Origin of the sequence: Micromonospora sp. NBRC 110037 (assembly GCF_001652995.1) — a bacterium.
Classification (GTDB): Bacteria; Actinomycetota; Actinomycetes; order Mycobacteriales; family Micromonosporaceae; genus Micromonospora; species Micromonospora chalcea.
The window spans coordinates 339,193-355,930 of sequence record NZ_BBVA01000005.1; the positions used below are offsets into that span (position 1 = coordinate 339,193).

Sequence of the window (16,738 nt, forward strand, 5' to 3'; positions counted from 1 at the left end):
GGCTAGGCTCGCTCCGGCGCGCCGCGCCCGGCGATCATCGTGGGGGAGTCACACGGTGAACGGCACCACACCGCCGAGACCTGGGAGTACGACCAGTTGACCGCACAGCCTGAGACCCTCTACGGGGCCGACGACCTGACGCACCTGGAGGGCCTCGACGCCGTCCGCAAACGCCCCGGCATGTACATCGGCTCGACCGACAGCCGTGGCGTGGGTCACCTCGTCAACGAGATCCTCGACAACTCGACCGACGAGGGTGTCGCGGGTCACGCCACCACTGTCGACGTGATCCTGCACGCCGACGGCTCGGTCCAGGTCGACGACGACGGCCGCGGCATCCCCACCGACGTGCACGCCAAGTCCGGCATCTCCGGCGTCGAGCTGGTGCTCACCCGCCTGCACGCGGGCGGCAAGTTCGGTGGCTCCGGCTACAAGACCTCCGGCGGCCTGCACGGCGTCGGCGCCTCCGCGGTCAACGCCCTGTCCCGCCGCTTCGACGTCACCGTCCGGCGCGGCGGCAAGATCCACGCGATGTCGTTCCGCCACGGCGTGCCGGGCGTCTTCGACGGAGCCGGCCCCGACGCGCCGTTCACCCCCGGTCCCGGCCTGCAGATCGTCGGCGCGATGAAGCGCGGCCAGCGCACCGGCACCTCGATCCGCTGGTGGCACGACCCCCGCTACTTCGAGACCGGCGCCGCGCTCGACACCGAGGCGGTTCGGCTCAAGCTGCGCAACACCGCCTTCCTCGTCCCCGGCGTGGCCTACCGGCTGCGCGACGAGACCGGCGAGGAGCCGGTCGAGGAACGCTTCCACTTCCCCAACGGCCTGACCGACATGGTGGAATACCTCGCCCCGGCCGGCGACCGGCCGGTCTCCGGCACGCTGCTGGTCACCGGCGAGGGCACCTACCGGGAGAACGCCGCCGACGCCAACGGCGTCATGCAGTCCAACGTGCAGCGCCGCGCCGAGGTCGAGGTGGCGTTCCGCTGGGGCACCGGCTACGAGCGCACCGTCGAGTGCTTCACCAACACCATCCGCAACGCCCACGGCGGCACCCACCGCAAGGGCTTCGAGCGGGCGCTGGCGCGTACCCTCGCCGACGCCGCCCGCAACGCCCGCGGCCTGCTCAAGCCCAAGGAGGACGCGCCCACCCTGGACGACGTCCTGGAGGGCATGACCGCCGTGGTGCACGTGCGCATCCCGGAGCCGCAGTTCACCTCGCAGACCAAGGACGAACTGTCCACCGCCGGCATCACCAAGGTGCTCCAGGGCCTGATCGAGGCGCACCTCAAGAGCTGGCTGGACGACCGGCGCACCAAGGCCGAGGCCCGGACGGTGCTCCAGAAGATCGTCGACGCGGCCCGGGTACGGCTCACCCAGAAGCAGCAGAAGGACGCCGCCCGCCGCAAGACCGCGCTGGAGGGCGCGGCCATGCCGGCCAAGCTCGTCGACTGCCGGGCCGCGGGCATCGAGAGAAGTGAACTGTTCATCGTGGAGGGGGACAGCGCCCTCGGGACAGGGCGCCTCGCGCGGTCCTCCGAATACCAGGCGCTGCTGCCGATCCGCGGCAAGATCCTCAACGTGCAGAAGGCCAACCTCCAGCAGGTGCTGGACAACGCCGAGTGCGCCGCGATCGTGCAGGTGCTCGGCGCCGGCTCCGGCCGCACGTTCGATCTGTCCTCCCTGCGCTACGGCCGGGTCCTCATCATGGCCGACGCGGACGTCGACGGCGCGCACATCCGTACCCTGCTGATCACGCTGTTCGCCCGCTACATGCGGCCGCTGATCGAGGCCGGGCGGCTCTTCGCGGCGATGCCGCCCCTGCACAAGATCACCACGAAGGGGCGCAACCCGCAGACCGTCTACACCTACACCCAGGCCGAGATGGAGGCGACGGTCCGCAAACTGGAGAAGGCCGGCAAGCAGATCGTCACGCCGATCCCGCGCTTCAAGGGCCTCGGTGAGATGGACGCCGACGAGCTGTGGGAGACCACCATGAACCCGGCCACCCGGGCGGTCCGCCGCATCACGCTCGACGACGTCGACGCCGCCGAGCGGATCCTCGAACTGCTCATGGGGGAGAAGGTCGAGCCCCGCCGCAACTGGCTGATCGACTCCGCCGACCGGGTCGACCGCGACGCCATCGACGCCTGACCAACGGGTTCGTCTCGGAAGGAAACCGCACCATGGCACGCCGCAAGGACGACCGCGCGAAGGCGGATCTGGCCGCCTTCGACCAGGCCGGCGCTCGCGTCTTCGACAACCCGCTGGTCACCGAGGTCTCGGACTCCTACCTGGAGTACGCGTTCTCGGTCATCCACTCCCGCGCGCTGCCCGACGCGCGCGACGGGCTCAAGCCGGTGCACCGGCGGATTCTGTGGTCGATGTACGAGCAGGGCCACCGGCCGGACCGCGGCCACGTCAAGAGTGCCCGAATTGTCGGGGATGTGATGGGAAAGTACCATCCGCACGGCGACACCGCGATCTACGACGCGATGGTGCGGCTGGCACAGGACTTCTCGCTCAACGTCCCGCTCATCGACGGGCACGGCAACTTCGGCTCGCCGGACGACGGCCCGGCAGCGGCGCGCTACTGCGTCGTGGGTGACACCCGGATCCGCCTGGCCGATGGCAGCAGCCCACGGATCGGTGATGTGGTCGACCTGCCGCCGAACAGCGAGGCGGAGGCCGATTTCGAAGTCCTCGACAAGGACGGCAAAGCGGTTCGCGTCAACAAGGTCTTCAACTCGGGCGTCCACCCGACGCTCCGGATCACGACTGAGACCGGATTCTCCCTCCGTGGTAGTGAGAATCATCTGGTTCTCTGCCTCGAAGCTCCGGTGGGTGTCCCTGTCTTCCAGTGGCGTCGGCTCGACGAGGTGACGCCGGGCTCGGTGGTCTGTATCGCGCGGAACGCATGGAAGCAGGTCGTCCCCACCGCTCGCGAATACATGCTCGGCGTGCTCGGTGGCGCCTGGGTCTCTGAAGGCTTCGCGAGCGAGTCGCGGGCAGGATTCAGCAATACCGATGAGCATTTCTTCGGCGAGGTCCTGCATGCCTACGACCAGGTCGTGGGTGGACGACGCTACGTCAGCGACCGGCACACGCGCCGAGACCGTCGCCGCATACACGAACTTGACGTCCAGGACGTCGCCGGCGGGATGGAAGCCTTCCGGGCGAGCCCACTCGCCGAGCTGATCGGTCACCAGGCGAGGGACAAGTTCGTGCCGGAGTTCGTCTGGGCAGGGGGGTGGGGCATCAAGCGGGCCTTCCTGATGGCCCTCTTCGAAGGCGACGGCGGAGTCCGCGTCGCCAACAGCAGCTTCACCATCCAGTACACCAGCTACAGCGAGCGTCTGGCTCGGGAGGTCCAGGAACTGCTCGCGGAGTTCGGCGTGATCGCCTGTCGACGCCACTACACCCGGCCCAGTGGCTCGGTGGAGCACCGCCTGGTGGTTTCCGGGACGCGAAACATCAGGGCTTTCGCAACTCGTGTCGGCTTCCTCCGTACCAAGCAGGCGGTGCTGGCCAAGATGCTGCGGCATGCGCCGCTGCGCCCGCATCGGCTTAGTCAGGACCACGTCCCCTTTGTGGCCGACTACGTGCGCAGCAGCATCGACTTCGATCGTCGGGGCAGCGGACGCAAGTGGCTCACCAGCCACAACTTCGATCGTGTCGAGCGGTGGGAAACCGAACGACTCCGCATCATCGACCGCATCAAGGACACCGAGATCCTTGCCACGATCCTGCCCGTGATGGATGCGGGCTATCGGTACGAGAAGGTCGTCGCGGTCTCTCCTGACGAGCCGGCGGAGGTCTATTCCGTTCGAGTGGAATCCGCCGACCACTCCTTCCTGGCCGGTGGTTTCGTCAACCACAACACCGAGGCCCGGATGTCCCGGGAGGCGATGCTGCTCACCGGCGAGCTGGGTGAGGACACCGTCGACGTCGAGCCGAACTACGACGGCTCGCTGACCCAGCCCACGGTGCTGCCGGCGGCGTTCCCGAACCTGCTCGTCAACGGCGCATCCGGCATCGCGGTCGGCATGGCCACCAACATGATCCCGCACAACCTCGGCGAGGTCGTCCAGGCCGCCCGCTGGCTGATCAACCACCCGGACGCCACGCTCGACAAGCTCATGGAGTTCGTGCCCGGCCCCGACCTGCCCACCGGCGGGCTGCTGCTCGGCCTGGACGAGGTGCGCCGCGCGTACGAGACCGGGCGCGGCGTGGTGCGCATGCGCGGGCGGGTGGAGATCGGCCCGCTGGAGGGCAGCCGCGGCCGGCAGGCCATCACCGTCACCGAGCTGCCGTACGGCGTCGGCGCGGAGAAGGTCATCGCGGCCATCACCAACGAGGTGAACAAGACCAAGCGGCTCACCGGGATCGCCGACGTCAAGGACCTCACCGACCGGGAGAACGGCACCCGTCTGGTGGTCGAGTGCAAGGTCGGCGTCAACCCGCAGGCGCTGCTGGCCGACCTCTACCGGCTCACCCCGTTGGAGCAGTCCTTCGGCGTGAACAACCTGGTGCTCGTGGACGGGCAGCCGCGCACCCTCGGGCTCAAGGAACTGCTCGACGTGTTCCTGGCGCACCGCTACGAGGTGGTGACCCGGCGCAGCGCGTACCGCAAGCGCAAGCGGGAGGAACGCCTGCACCTGGTCGACGGCCTGCTGATCGCCCTGCTCGACATCGACCGGGTGGTCAAGCTGATCCGCGCCAGCGAGGACGCCCAGGCCGCCAAGGACGGCCTGATGCAGAAGTTCAAGCTCTCCGAGATCCAGGCGAGCTACATCCTGGACACTCCGCTGCGCCGCCTGACCAAGTACGACCGGCTGGAGCTGGAGGCCGAGCAGGAGAAGCTGCGCGGCGAGATCGCCGAGCTGTCGAAGATCCTGGACGATGACAAGGTGCTTCGGAAGGTCGTCTCCGACGAACTGGCCGCCGTGGTCAAGCAGTTCGGTGCGCCGCGGCGCACCACGCTCGTCGACGGCGACCTCAAGGAGGTGCTGGCCGCCTCGGTGCCGGCCGGCCCGCTGGAGGTGGCCGACGACCCGTGCCAGGTGATCCTCTCCGCCACCGGGCTGGTGGCGCGGACCGCGGCCGAGTCGGAGGAGGCCGCCGAGGCGCGCCGGCGCAGCGGCCGGGTCAAGCACGACGCGGTACGCGCGATCGTGCACTCCACCGCGCGGGGCCGGGTGCTGCTGGTGACCAGCGCCGGGCGCGCCTTCAAGATCGACGTGTTGCCGTTGCCGGTGCTGCCGGAGCAGTCCGGCACGGTGTCGCTGCGTGGCGGCATGTCGGCTGCGGAACTGGTGCCGCTGGAGCCGGGCGAGACGGTCGTCGGGCTGGCCCCGCTGGGGCCGTCCGCGCAGGGCTCACCCGGGCTGGCGCTCGGCACCCGGGCCGGCGTGGTCAAGGTGTGCGCGCCGGACTGGCCGGTCCGCTCCGAAGAGTTCGAGGTGATCTCGTTGCGGGACGGCGACGAGGTGATCGGCGCGACCTGGCTGACCGACGGCGCCGAGACACTGGCGTTCGTCTCCTCGGAGGCGTCGCTGCTGCGCTTCGCCGCCTCGGTGGTACGCCCGCAGGGGCTCAAGGGTGGCGGCATGGCCGGCATCAACCTGCCCGCCGGGGCGCGGGCGGTGTTCTTCGGCGCGATCCGTACCGACGACACGGCGCACGGTGAGCCGATGGTGGTCACGTCGACCGGCGCCACGGTGAAGGTGACGCCGTTCAAGGCGTACCCGGCGAAGGGCAGGGCGACCGGCGGCGTACGCGCGCAGCGGTTCCTCAAGGGTGAGGTGGAGCTGTCGGTGGCCTGGATCGGCCCGCGGCCGGTGGGCGCGACCGCCACCGGCGATCCGGTGGACCTGCCGCCGGCCGACCCGCGCCGGGACGGCTCCGGTTTCGCCGTGATGCTGGGCCCGACGGTGGTGGGTCACCACATCGACCGCGACTGACGAGCCGGCTGGGGGAGGGCGGCGGGAGACCGCCCCCTCCCGCCCCGACGCGTTGATCAAGGAGTTTGCGGACTCTTCGTGTCCTCTGCAGGCCCTAAACTCCTTGATCAACGCGCCCGGGCGCTCCGGGGGCAGGGCTGCCCTAGGGTAATGGGGCACATTCCGGGTGTTTTGGCGGAAGACCTCGGCCCTGCACGGTCGATCATGAGGTTAGCGGCGACAAAACGGACACCGAGCGCCGCTAACCTCATGATCGACGTGGTTGAGGGCTGGCTGGCCCTGGCTGCGAGGGCGTCGGGCCGCTAGGGCCACCCGCGCGATCTTGCACTTCGGGCCCTCTGGGTGTCCCGCTCGCGTGGGCCGGCCCCAATCGCGCGCCAAATGGTCCGTTGATCATGAAGTTGGCGGGTGTGAGTCGGACAATTTGCGCCGCTAACTTCATGATCAACGAGGCCGGGCCGGGCCGGGCGGAAGGGGAGGGGAGGAGAGGGGAGGGGAGGGGTCAGAGTTCGGGGTCGGGGGACTGGCGTGACTCGGGCGTGGTGCCGCGCAGCCGCGCGATCAGGCGCATGCCGTGGTAGATGATCAGGGCGGCCGCCGTGCCCAGCGCGATGCCGTTGAACGACAGGTCACCGGCGGTCAGCGTGTAGTTGGCGGCGCCGATGATCACCGCCACCGCCGCGGTGAACAGGTTGATCGGGTCGTGGAAGTCGACCCGGCTCTCGATCCAGATCCGGGCGCCCAGGATGGCGATCAGGCCGTACAGCGCGGTGGTGGCGCCGCCGAGCACGCCGGCCGGGACGGTGAGGATCAGCGCGCCGAACTTCGGGCACAGGCCGAGCAGGATCGCCGTGCCGCCGGCGATCCAGTACGCGGCGGTGGAGTAGACGCGGGTCGCCGCCATCACGCCGATGTTCTCCGCGTACGTGGTGGTGCCGGAACCGCCCCCGGAGCCGGCCAGCACCGTGGCGACGCCGTCACCGAGCAGCGCCCGGCCCATGTCGCGGTCGAGGTTGCGGCCGGTCATCGCGGCGACCGCCTTGACGTGCCCGGCGTTCTCCGCGATCAGCACCAGGATCACCGGGATGACCAGCACGACGGCGCGCGCGTCGAAACTCGGCGTGTGGAACTCGGGGAAGCCGACCCAGGCGGCCTGGCGCAGCCCGCGTACGGCCTGCTGGTCGAGGTTGCCGGTCAGCGCGGCGAGCACCCAGCCGACCACCACGCCGGCGAGGATCGACAGCCGCGCCACGAAGCCGCGGAACAGCACAGTGGTGAGCAGGATCGCGACGAGCGTGACCACGGCGATCAGCGGCTGCGCCTTCACGCCGGTGCCGGCGCCGCCACCGTCCCAGGCCACCGGCGCGAGGTTGAGGCCGATCAGCATGACGATCGCGCCGGTGACCACGGGCGGCATCAGCGCGTCGATCCAGCGGGAGCCGGCCACCTGCACCACCACGCCGACGAGCGCGAGCGCGACGCCCGCGACGACGATGCCGCCGAGGGCCGCGCCGATGCCGCCGTCGGTCTTCGCGGCGAGCACCGGCGCGATGAACGCGAACGACGAGCCGAGGTACGAGGGCAGCCGGTTGCCGGTGATCAGCAGGAACAGCAGTGTGCCGAGCCCGGAGAAGAGCAGCGTGGTGGCGGGCGGGAAGCCGGTGATCAGCGGGACGGTGAAGGTGGCGCCGAACATGGCGACCACGTGCTGCACGCCCACGCCGACGGTGCGCGGCCAGGAGAGCCGTTCGTCGGGCGCGACCACGTCGCCGGGGCGTACCTGGCGGCCGTCGCCGTGCAGCGTCCACGGGGACCGGCGGGAGGTGGGGGACTGGGTCATAGGTCGCCCTTCGCGTCATCGGGTGACGGGGGCGTGATCGACCCTGGGAGTTGTTTCTAGCACGTGCCCAGCACGGATGTGGGCCCGCCCCGGGCTCAGGCGACGCCGGTGGGACGGAACTGGACGCTGACGCGGGGGCCGACCGGGCGGGTGGTCTTCGGTACCGCGTGTTCCCAGGTGCGCTGGCAGGAGCCGCCCATCACCACGAGGTCGCCGTGGCCGAGCGGGAACCGCAGGCTGCCGCCGCCTCCGCCGCGAGGGCGGAGCAGCAGCGCGCGCGGGGAGCCGAACGAGACGATCGCCACCATGGTGTCGGTGTGCGCGGAGCGGCCCAGCGTGTCGCCGTGCCAGGCCACGCTGTCGCGCCCGTCGCGGTAGAGGCACATGCCGGCGGTGACGAACGGCTCGCCCAGCTCGGGCGCGTAGTGCCGGGTGAGCGCGTCGCGGGCCGCGGTGAGCACCGGGTGCGGCAGCGGCCGGCCGGCGGCGTACCAGCAGAGCAGCCGGGGCACGTCGACAGCGGTGTCGTACATGGTGCGGCGCTCGGCCCGCCAGGGCACGTCGTGGCGCAGCGTGTCGAGCACCGCGTCGGAGCCCCGGACCCAGCCGGGCAGGTGGTCGACCCAGGCGCCCCGGCTCAGCTCGTGGCGGCGCACCGCCCCGGCGAGCGGGCCCAGGGTCGGGCCCTGCTCGGCCAGGTCGAGCATCGAAGGCTGGTACGCGACGTCGGGCACGCCGCCGATCGTACCCTGTTTAGAACAGGCGTACGACGATCAGCGCCGCAGCATCCGGCGGACCTTGCCCGGGACGGCCTGCTTGATCCGCTCCCGGAGCTGCTGCGAGCGCAGCGCGTCGATGGTCCCGGTGAGCTTGGCGTTCTCGTCGCGCAGCCGCTCGATGCGGGTCAGCAGCTCGGCCGGCGGGGTGGCGGCAGCGGGCCGGACGGCCGGCGGGAACACCGTCTCGCGGACCCGCTGGTCGAAGCGGGCGGCGCTGTCGTCGTCGTCGAACGAGATGCCGAGGTCGTGCTTGCGCAGGAACGCGGTGATGGTCTCGAAGCGGGCCTTGTGGCCCTCGGTGAGCGCGGTGTAGTCGGCCTCGGCGTAGAGGTCGGCGGCGTCCACGTCGGCCGGCACGTCGCGCATGATCCGGTGCGGGATGCCGAAGTAGCGGGCCAGTTCCAGCGTGCGCGAATCGTGCGCGAACAGGTAGCCGGGCGTGCCGGCGACGAGCGCGGTGATGGTGCCGTGGATGCGGGTGCCGAACGCGAAGTCGTACCCGGAGAGGTGTTCCATCCAGGTCCACGGGTCGACGAACATGCGCACCTTGTCCTCGACGAACAGTGGGTGCGAGGTGTGCAGCGGGATGTCGCTGCTCTGGCCGCGGTGCTCGGGCGCGTCGCCGTAGAGCAGGGTGCCGAGCGTCCGCAGGTCCTGGGGCACGTAGCACAGGTTCGGGTAGCGCTCGTGGTGGTGGCGGACCACCGAGGCCATCGAGCGGACGTACGGCGAGATGGTGAGCGCGACCTTCGACTCGGCGGTCAGCTCCGGCTGCTTCTTCGCCAGCTGGAACGTGTCGCCGTGCAGGAACATCGACGGGCAGCCGATCTGCTCCACGTCGGAGAAGCCCAGCGTGTTCAGGTAGCTCGCGGTCACCTCGCCGCGTACGCCGATGCTGTGCGACCGGTCCAGCACGGCCTTGCAGAACGCGCGCACCGGCTCGTCGATCGGGCGCAGGTACTCACGGTCGCCGTCGACGTTCGTCTGCACGCCGACACCGAGCACCACCACCGGGATCTTCAGCCGTTCGATCAGCCGGGTCAGCGGGGCGAGGCGGTGCACGAAGCTGCGACGGAAGGCGTTCGCCAGCGGTACGACGAACACGTCGTACCGCTCGTTGATCTCGTCGGCGAGGCGCGGGTCGGCCGGGGTGCGGGTCGCGGTGATCTCCGCCGCGGAGGTGGCCAGCAGCTTGTGCGCGGCGTGGCTGAAGACCAGGTTTCCGCTGTTGTCCCCGATCCAGTTGCCGGCGAACGTCTCCTCCGGCGTGAGGACGTCGAACGGGCCCTTGCGGGCGCGGAGCAGGATCCGCTGGTGCATCCGGTTCGCTCACCTTCCGTACGGCACGGCGTGCCGGCGGGCGTCGCCCGCGCGTGCAGGAACGGAAATCCTATCCGCCGTCCCTGGGTGACCCGGCGGCCGTCGGCTCGCCGGGAACGTCCCGGTACTCCGGGGTAGGGTGCCCGGAATGACCAGCGCGCCGACTGTCACCCGTGCCCCGCGCCTGCCGTCGCTGACCGGATTGCGGTGGATCGCCGCGCTGCTGGTCTTCGGTTTCCACGCCGGGACCATGGGGATCGTCGCCGAGCCGCACCTGAAGGCGGTGGTGGACAAGGCGTTCAGCCTCGGCCTGTCCGGCGTCGAGTTCTTCTTCATCCTCAGCGGGTTCGTCCTGGTCTGGTCGTACCGGGACGGGGAGCGGGCGTGGACGTTCCTGCGCCGCCGGCTCGCCAAGATCTACCCGAACCACGTGGTGACGTTCGTGGCGGCGCTGGCGGTCGCGGCCTGGTTCGCCGACCCGGTCCTGCCGTGGGCGGCGATCGGCAACTTCTTCCTGGTCCAGGCGTGGATCCCGCTGAACGGCTACTTCTACAGCGTCAACAACGTGAGCTGGTCGCTCTCCTGCGAGCTGGCGTTCTACCTGTGCCTGCCGCTGGTGGTGCCGTGGCTGCGCCGGGCCCGTACCGGGGTGCTCCGGACCGTGCTGGTCGCGGCGCCGCTGCTCATCCTGGCGCTGTGGCCGGGCCAGCAGCTCGTGCCGGAGGAGCAGCGGTGGTGGTTCACCCAGATCTTCCCGGTGACCCGGTCGCTGGAGTTCTGGATGGGGGTGGCCGCCGCCGAGCTGATGCGCCGCCACCGCTGGCGCGGACCGAACCTCGCGGTCGCCACCGGCCTGTTCGTCACCACCTGGGTGGTCGCCGCGCTGTGGATCCCGGCCGAGTTCTGGGCGGCGCTGCTCGCCGTGGCGTACCTGCTGGTCATCGCCGCGGCGGCGGACGCCGACGTGCGCGGCCGGCCCACCCCCTGGCGGTCCCGGCCGATGATCTGGCTCGGTGAGGTCTCGTTCGCCTTCTACCTGGTGCACGTGCTGGTCATGGTCACCGTGCTGCGGCTGACCGGGGACTGGGGGACCGGCCTGCCCGGCTGGCGGGGGCCGCTGGCGGTGCTCGGCTTCCTGCTGCTCACGCTCGCGCTGGCCGCCGCGCTGCACCGCTGGGTGGAGGTGCCGATGATGCGCCTGCTCGGCCCGACCCGCCGGGCCCGCGCGGCGTCGCGCGCACCGGCCGTGCCGGCTCCGCGCGGGCCCGCCGAGGGCGCGGCCGCCGACTGCGGCGCGCGGTCCGTCTCCGGTCCGGCCGAGGACATCGAGTACGCCGGGCGGCGTAGCCCGGACTGACACGCGCACACGACGGCCGGTCGGTCCGCGACACGCCGTGCGGCGGTGCGTCACTGGGGGTTCGGCGGTAATTTGTACCCGTGCTTCCGATCGCGCTCACCTGCCCCGTGTGGTGGGTGGCGCGCTGGACCGCCCGGATGCTCGCCAGTCTCGCCGTGGTCGTCGCCTGTTCGTTCGGCGCGGCCACGCTGCCGGCCGCCGCCGCCCCGGCCGCGCCAGCCGGCCCGGCGTACGTGAGCACGCCGACCGCCCCGCGACCGGAATCCGACCGCGCCGCCGAGCGGCAGGCCCGTCCCGACGGCGCACCCGCGCCCGCCGCACGGGCCACCGACACGCTCCCGAACGACCCGCAGCCGGTCCCGGCCGGCCGGATCACCGCGCCGGTCGGCCTGCGGGCCCCGCCCGCCCGCTGATCCGCCCACGGGCCGCGCCCGTCACCGCACCCACCGAACGTCATCCCGCACCCGCCCTTCGCCGGCCCGGCGCCCCCGCGCCGCGCCCCGACCGGCCGTGCGGAGTCTCCCGCCAGGTTCTTCCCGTGAGGTGCCGACCATGTCGCAGACCGCTCTCTACCACTTCCTCACCGCGGTCCCCGAGGCCGCCGCCATCTGGTCCTTCCTGATGCTGCTCGCGTTCGGCCTGCTCGCCGCGCTGGTGGCCCGGCCCGAGCGCGACGGCGTCGCCGAGGTAGCCGCCGATCCGGTGGACCAGGACGCCGCGCGCCGCGACGACCTCGTCCGGTACGCCGAGGAGGTGGCGGTGGCCGCCGCCGGGGCCGCCCAGACGGCCCGTCGCCGCCGGGAACGGTGGCTGGCCGCGCAGGACGAGGCGGAACGCGCCTGGACCGCGTACGACGAGGCGGACAGCGCCGCCCGCCGCCTGGCCGGGGCCGCCGCGCTGGCCGCCCCGCGCACCCCGCGCACCCCGGCGGAGTACGCGGCCCGGGAGCGCTGGCTGCACCACGCCGCCATGACGGCGCACTGGCGCGGCGACCTGTCCGCCCGGCAACTCGCCGACGTGCTGGCGCGCCGCAACGGGTGGGACCCGCGCCGGCACCCGGCCGAGCAGGAGATCGTGCTGGCCCGGGCCGTACGGGACCGGCGCCGGACCGGCTGGGAGAGCGCCGCCGAGCGGGAGCGGCAGGCGTGGCGGGACGCCGAACTGGCCGCCGAGGCCGCCCGTACGCTCGCCGCCGAGGCGTACGCGGCCACCCTGGCGGTGCGGCCCGCCCCGGTGTCCCGCGGCGTGGCGACGATCCCCCTGCCGGTCGGCGCGTCCGTCCGCAACGCCCGCTGGCGTCCGGCCCGGGTCGGCTGAGGCGACCGAATTGTTACCCGGAATGTGGTGAGCCGGCTCACCCCCGGCGCCGAAACGGGCGTGGAGCGCAGAACAGGCCAATGAGCCGCGCCATTGCCGGTCACGCGCCCGCCGTCTGTCCCCTTTTCGCCTCCCGGGCGCCGTCACCACCGCTTGTCCCATTGAGTGAAGTGAGTAACCGGCTGTTCCGAAATCCGTTACCGGGGATCATGTTTACGCAGGTGGGAGCGCTTGGCAGGGGCAGTACCCGCCGGTAGTGTCGGCGCGTCCGGTGCGGTACCCGATCGCAGAAGGCGACGCCGCGCCGACCCGCCTAATCGTGTCATCACGAACCGGGGAACCATGAGCACCATCGGGGTGAATCCGCGGCCACTGCCGCGGTAGGGCGTACTTCCCGCCCGAATCCGTCAGCTAACCCGGTCGGCGGCCACGGAAGGAGTCCCATCCTCGTGCCCACCCCTCGATCGTCCCCCCGCCTCCACGGCTCCGCGGTACCCGCGCTCGCCTGACGCGACCGGCAAACCGCCCCTGGGCGCCCGGCATCGCGGGCGTACCCGTTCCCCCGGCCCATCCGGCCTGCCAGCACGTGTGAACCCCGCCACGTGCCGGGCCGGCGTGTGCCGATCACGCCCCCCGTGGAGGATTTCGTGAAGCACCACCTGAAGCGTCAGCTGCGGCGGATCGCCACCGAACGCCCGTACCAGATCATCGCCGGATCGGCCGCGGCGCTCGTGCTGGCCGCCGGCGCCGGCACCGCCCTCGCCGCCGGTGAGGACGCCCCGGTCCAGCAGGAGAACACCGCCTCGGTCGCCGAACTCGGCGCACGGCTCGGCGAGCCCGCCAGCCGCAGCGAGGCGCGTATCGGCGTCCCGCCGGCGTCGCCGAGCGCCGAGCCCAGCAAGTCGCCCAGCGCCTCCCCGTCGGCGAAGAAGGCCGCGGCGGACCCGGACGTCACCAAGGCCGCGCCGAAGCCGCCGTCGAGCAAGACGCTGGACTACGACTACCAGGCGCAGATCAACTACTACTACTGCGGCCCGGCCGCCGTGCGCAACGCGCTCAGCGCCACCGGCATCGAGCGCAGCCAGGACGCCCTCGCCGGCCCGCTCGGCACCACCGAGATGGGCACCAACTCGGCCGAGGACACCACGCGCGTGCTCAACCAGCAGGTCAAGGGCAACCCGTACCGGACCCGGATGATTCCCGGCTCGGCCAGCCCGGCCCAGATGGACCGGCTCCAGGCCGACGTGGTCGAGGCGATCAGCAACGGCCGGGGGGTCGTCGCGAACGTCGCCGGCACCGCCACCGACACCAACGGCGGCTGGCACTCGTTCCCCGGCGGCCACTACGTCGCGGTGATCGGCTACAAGGACGACGGCCGGACCGTCCGGATCGCCGACTCGGCCGACCCGTCGCTGCCGTCGTACTGGCTCACCACGATCGACCTGGCGCACTGGATCGCCAGCCGCGGCTACTCCGCCTGACCGCCCCGCACCCTGCGAAGGCCGGCACCCCGTCCCGGGGCGCCGGCCTTCCCCGTCCCCGCCCGCCCCTCGCCCGCCGCCCTCTCGGCGCGCCGATCTTGGACTTGTGGCGCCTGGTATGCCCGGCTCGCCCCGCTATGGGAGGCACCACAACTCCAAGATCGGCGGCGAGGGCGAGGGCGGGCGGTTTGGGCGGGGCGGGTTCGGTCTCGCGTGTCCGGGGCGGGCGGTGGCAGACTGCGCCAATGGGCGATGCGACGGGGGACCGGCACCTGATTCTCCTGCACGGCATGGGCGCCACCGGCGAGGTGTGGCTGCCCTGGGCGCCACTGCTGGAGCGCCGCTGGCCCGGGCGCTGGCTCGCCCCCGACCTGGCCGGCCACGGCTGGTCGCCGCCGCTCGACGGCTACTCGTTCGACGCCCTGGCCCAGCGCGTCGCGGACGGGCTCGGTCCGCTCCGGCTGGGCCCGCACGACCGGCTGGTGCTGCTCGGGCACTCGCTCGGCGGGGTGGTGGCGCTGGCGCTCGCGGCCCGGCAGCGGGCTCTTCCGGTGGACGCGGTGGTGGGGCTCGGCATCAAGGCGGTCTGGTCCCCGGCCGAGCTGGCGAAGGCGAGCGAGCTGGCCGCCCGGCCGGTCACCTGGTTCGCCACCCGGGACGAGGCGGCCCGCCGCTACCTGCGCGTCTCGGGGCTGGCCGGGCTGTTCGCCCCGGACCACCCGGTGGTGGAGGCGGGGCTGCGGCGGGTCGACGGCCGCTGGCGGCTGGCGATGGACCCGGCCGCGTTCGCGGTCGGCGAGCCTCGGCTGCCCGCCCAGCTGGCCGCGACCGGCGTGCCGGTGCTGCTGGCCCGCGGCGAGCAGGACCCGATGGTGAGCGACGCGCAGCTCAAGGAGCTGGGCGTGCCGGTGGCCACCCTGCCCGGCCTGGGCCACAACGCGCACGTCGAGGACCCGGCCGCCGTGCTCGCCCTGCTCGACGCGTACCTGTAGAGCGGGGCCTACACGACGGCGCGCTGCGCCGGGACCGCCCAGTCGGCCTCCAGCTCTCGGCGGGCGGCGGCGAGGAACGCCTCGGCGTAGGCGTCGGCGGGGAAGTCGCCCAGGTAGCGGGTGCGCGCCGCCCAGCGCTGCGCGGCCTTCGGGTCGGCGTCGAGCAGGTCGGTGATCACCTGGTCCACGTTGGACATGTCGCGCCGCAGCACGTAGCCGGACGCCGCGAGCGGGAACCGCTCGACGAAGTGCTCGCCGTCGGCGCCGGTGTCGGTGACCGCGTACGGCTTGCCGGAGTAGAGCCAGTCGGAGATGACGCCGGAGACGTCGGAGACCAGCGCGTCGGCGCGGTTGACGCACTCGGTGAGCGTCAGCTCGCGGGCCGCGGCGGCGCCGAACAGGTGCGGGCGGCCGGTCTTGGCCCGGTCGGCGGCGAGCAGCTCGGTGAGCCGGGCGAGCTGGCGGGCCGAGGCCGGGTTCTTGTCGGTGTACGGGTGGGCGCGCAGGATCACCGCCGCCCCGCGGTCGATCAGCCGGCGGATCAGCGTCTCGGCCACCGGCAGCGAGCAGTAGTTGGCGTCGGCGTGGTGCCCGGTCCACGTTGGGGTGTAGAGGACCGTCGGGTGCGCCGACGCGGCGACCGGCTCCCGGCGTACCTCGATGGCCTCGACCTGGGGCCGGCCGACCACGACGAACTTGTCGGCGGGGATCTCCACGCCGGCGCGGGCGTACCTGTCGATCGCGGCCTGCCCGGCCACGAAGATCTTGTCGAAGATGGCCGAGACCGGGTTGGCGCTCGGGGCCTTGTCGCTGTCGCCGTGGTGCAGCTGCACGTGGGTGAGCTGGTTGAACCGGATCAGGTGGGCGTTCTTCGCGCCGTGGTTGACGTAGAAGGCGACGCGCAGGCTGGGCACCAGCGCCTCGTCGAGCGCCTTCAGGGTGGGGCAGAGGACCACCGGGGCGCGGGTGGCGGCGGCGACGGCCGGCAGGAGCTCCGGCTCGCGCAGCACCACCATGAACGGGCGGCCGATCCGTTCCAGGTACGGCAGCCACATGGTGACCTGGTACTCGGAGCCGGGCGGCGCGGAGAAGTGCAGCACGAACTCGGGCTGGTGGCGGCGCAGCGCGCGGCCGACCGGGCCCCCGCCGGCGGGCGGCCGGAACCGGCGCCGGGCGAGGTCGAGCGCGACCGCCCCGCAGCCGGCGCCGACGAGCAGCGCGGCGGCGAGCGCCGTGAAGGCGGGCAGCGCCAGCGCGGCGGCGAGCGCCACCACGGCGAGCAGCACCAGCAGCGCGTCACCGAGCCGGGCGGCGACCAGCGGCGTCCACGTGCGTACCGGAAGGTTCGCCGCCCGGATCTCCAGCGCGCCGGCCTGCCGCAGCGGGCCGACCAGCAGCACCAGGCCGAGCAGGACCAGCGCGGTGGCCGCGAGGGCCGGGTCGAAGCCGTCGTCGAGGCGCCGGGCGTAGCCGACGAGGATGCCGGCGGCGACGAGCACCGTCTCGGCGAGACCGTCGGCGGACGGCCGGACCCGGCGTTCCCAGGCGGTGGCGGCGAGCGCCGCGACGGCCAGGGCCAGGCCCCAGCCGGTGGCGCCGGTGAGCGCCACGACCAGGAAGGCCAGCACCGCCAGCCCGGTGGTCAGTACTCGGGCGAGCAACTTGCGGACCAGGTCACCACGCATCTGG

At 72.4% G+C, this 16,738-nt stretch carries 10 protein-coding genes, 3 pseudogenes and 1 riboswitch; of the genes and pseudogenes, 9 read left to right on the forward strand and 4 right to left on the reverse strand.

From position 1 onward, the window contains the following. Window positions 1-39: 39 nt before the first annotated feature. From A4R25_RS17850 to A4R25_RS32170, 4 genes and pseudogenes are all read left to right on the forward strand, one after another. Window positions 40-2,154: a type IIA DNA topoisomerase subunit B gene (locus tag A4R25_RS17850; protein ID WP_176722910.1), complete on the forward strand. Its 2,115-nt coding sequence runs from the start codon at window positions 40-42 to the stop codon at window positions 2,152-2,154. Window positions 2,155-2,186: 32 nt separating this feature from the next. Next, window positions 2,187-2,813 (forward strand): annotated as a pseudogene (locus tag A4R25_RS32160) (DNA gyrase subunit A); the annotation flags it as partial. Between the two features lie 81 nt (window positions 2,814-2,894). Next, a pseudogene (locus A4R25_RS32165) lies at window positions 2,895-3,488 on the forward strand (LAGLIDADG family homing endonuclease); the annotation flags it as partial. A gap of 393 nt (window positions 3,489-3,881) precedes the next feature. After that, window positions 3,882-5,963, forward strand: a pseudogene (locus A4R25_RS32170) (DNA gyrase subunit A); the annotation flags it as partial. 502 nt (window positions 5,964-6,465) lie between these two features. On the opposite strand, the gene A4R25_RS17860 reads toward A4R25_RS32170, so the two are convergent. The 3 genes from A4R25_RS17860 to A4R25_RS17870 all read right to left on the reverse strand — a co-directional run bounded on the left by A4R25_RS17860 (window position 6,466) and on the right by A4R25_RS17870 (window position 9,902). Further along, window positions 6,466-7,803: a uracil-xanthine permease family protein gene (locus A4R25_RS17860; RefSeq protein ID WP_064447469.1), complete on the reverse strand. Its 1,338-nt coding sequence runs from the start codon at window positions 7,801-7,803 to the stop codon at window positions 6,466-6,468. A gap of 95 nt (window positions 7,804-7,898) precedes the next feature. After that, the gene (locus A4R25_RS17865; protein WP_064447542.1) at window positions 7,899-8,510 is read right to left on the reverse strand and encodes an alpha-ketoglutarate-dependent dioxygenase AlkB; all 612 of its coding nucleotides are present in this window, start codon (window positions 8,508-8,510) and stop codon (window positions 7,899-7,901) included. A gap of 66 nt (window positions 8,511-8,576) precedes the next feature. Continuing rightward, on the reverse strand, window positions 8,577-9,902 hold the full coding sequence (locus A4R25_RS17870) for a polysaccharide pyruvyl transferase family protein (RefSeq protein WP_064447470.1): 1,326 nt from the start codon (window positions 9,900-9,902) through the stop codon (window positions 8,577-8,579). Between the two features lie 148 nt (window positions 9,903-10,050). Between A4R25_RS17870 and A4R25_RS17875 the strand changes: the two genes are divergently transcribed. The 5 genes from A4R25_RS17875 to A4R25_RS17895 all read left to right on the forward strand — a co-directional run bounded on the left by A4R25_RS17875 (window position 10,051) and on the right by A4R25_RS17895 (window position 15,049). Next, window positions 10,051-11,259, forward strand: coding sequence for an acyltransferase (locus tag A4R25_RS17875; protein ID WP_064447471.1), 1,209 nt, complete (start codon window positions 10,051-10,053; stop codon window positions 11,257-11,259). An 80-nt stretch (window positions 11,260-11,339) separates the two neighbouring features. Then, window positions 11,340-11,672 carry a hypothetical protein gene (locus tag A4R25_RS17880; protein WP_064447472.1) on the forward strand — a complete coding sequence of 111 codons (333 nt, stop codon included), beginning with the start codon at window positions 11,340-11,342 and terminating at the stop codon, window positions 11,670-11,672. Window positions 11,673-11,811: 139 nt separating this feature from the next. Then, a complete protein-coding gene (locus tag A4R25_RS17885) occupies window positions 11,812-12,576 on the forward strand; it encodes a hypothetical protein (RefSeq protein WP_064447543.1) in 765 nt (254 codons plus the stop codon). Between the two features lie 300 nt (window positions 12,577-12,876). Further along, window positions 12,877-13,017, forward strand: a riboswitch (cyclic di-AMP (ydaO/yuaA leader). A 206-nt stretch (window positions 13,018-13,223) separates the two neighbouring features. After that, window positions 13,224-14,057, forward strand: coding sequence for a C39 family peptidase (locus tag A4R25_RS17890; RefSeq protein WP_064447544.1), 834 nt, complete (start codon window positions 13,224-13,226; stop codon window positions 14,055-14,057). Window positions 14,058-14,302: 245 nt separating this feature from the next. After that, a complete protein-coding gene (locus A4R25_RS17895; RefSeq protein ID WP_064447473.1) occupies window positions 14,303-15,049 on the forward strand; it encodes an alpha/beta fold hydrolase in 747 nt (248 codons plus the stop codon). 8 nt (window positions 15,050-15,057) lie between these two features. Here A4R25_RS17895 and A4R25_RS17900 read toward each other — a convergent pair whose 3' ends face one another. Continuing rightward, window positions 15,058-16,734: a CDP-glycerol glycerophosphotransferase family protein gene (locus tag A4R25_RS17900; RefSeq protein ID WP_064447474.1), complete on the reverse strand. Its 1,677-nt coding sequence runs from the start codon at window positions 16,732-16,734 to the stop codon at window positions 15,058-15,060. Window positions 16,735-16,738 lie beyond the last annotated feature (4 nt).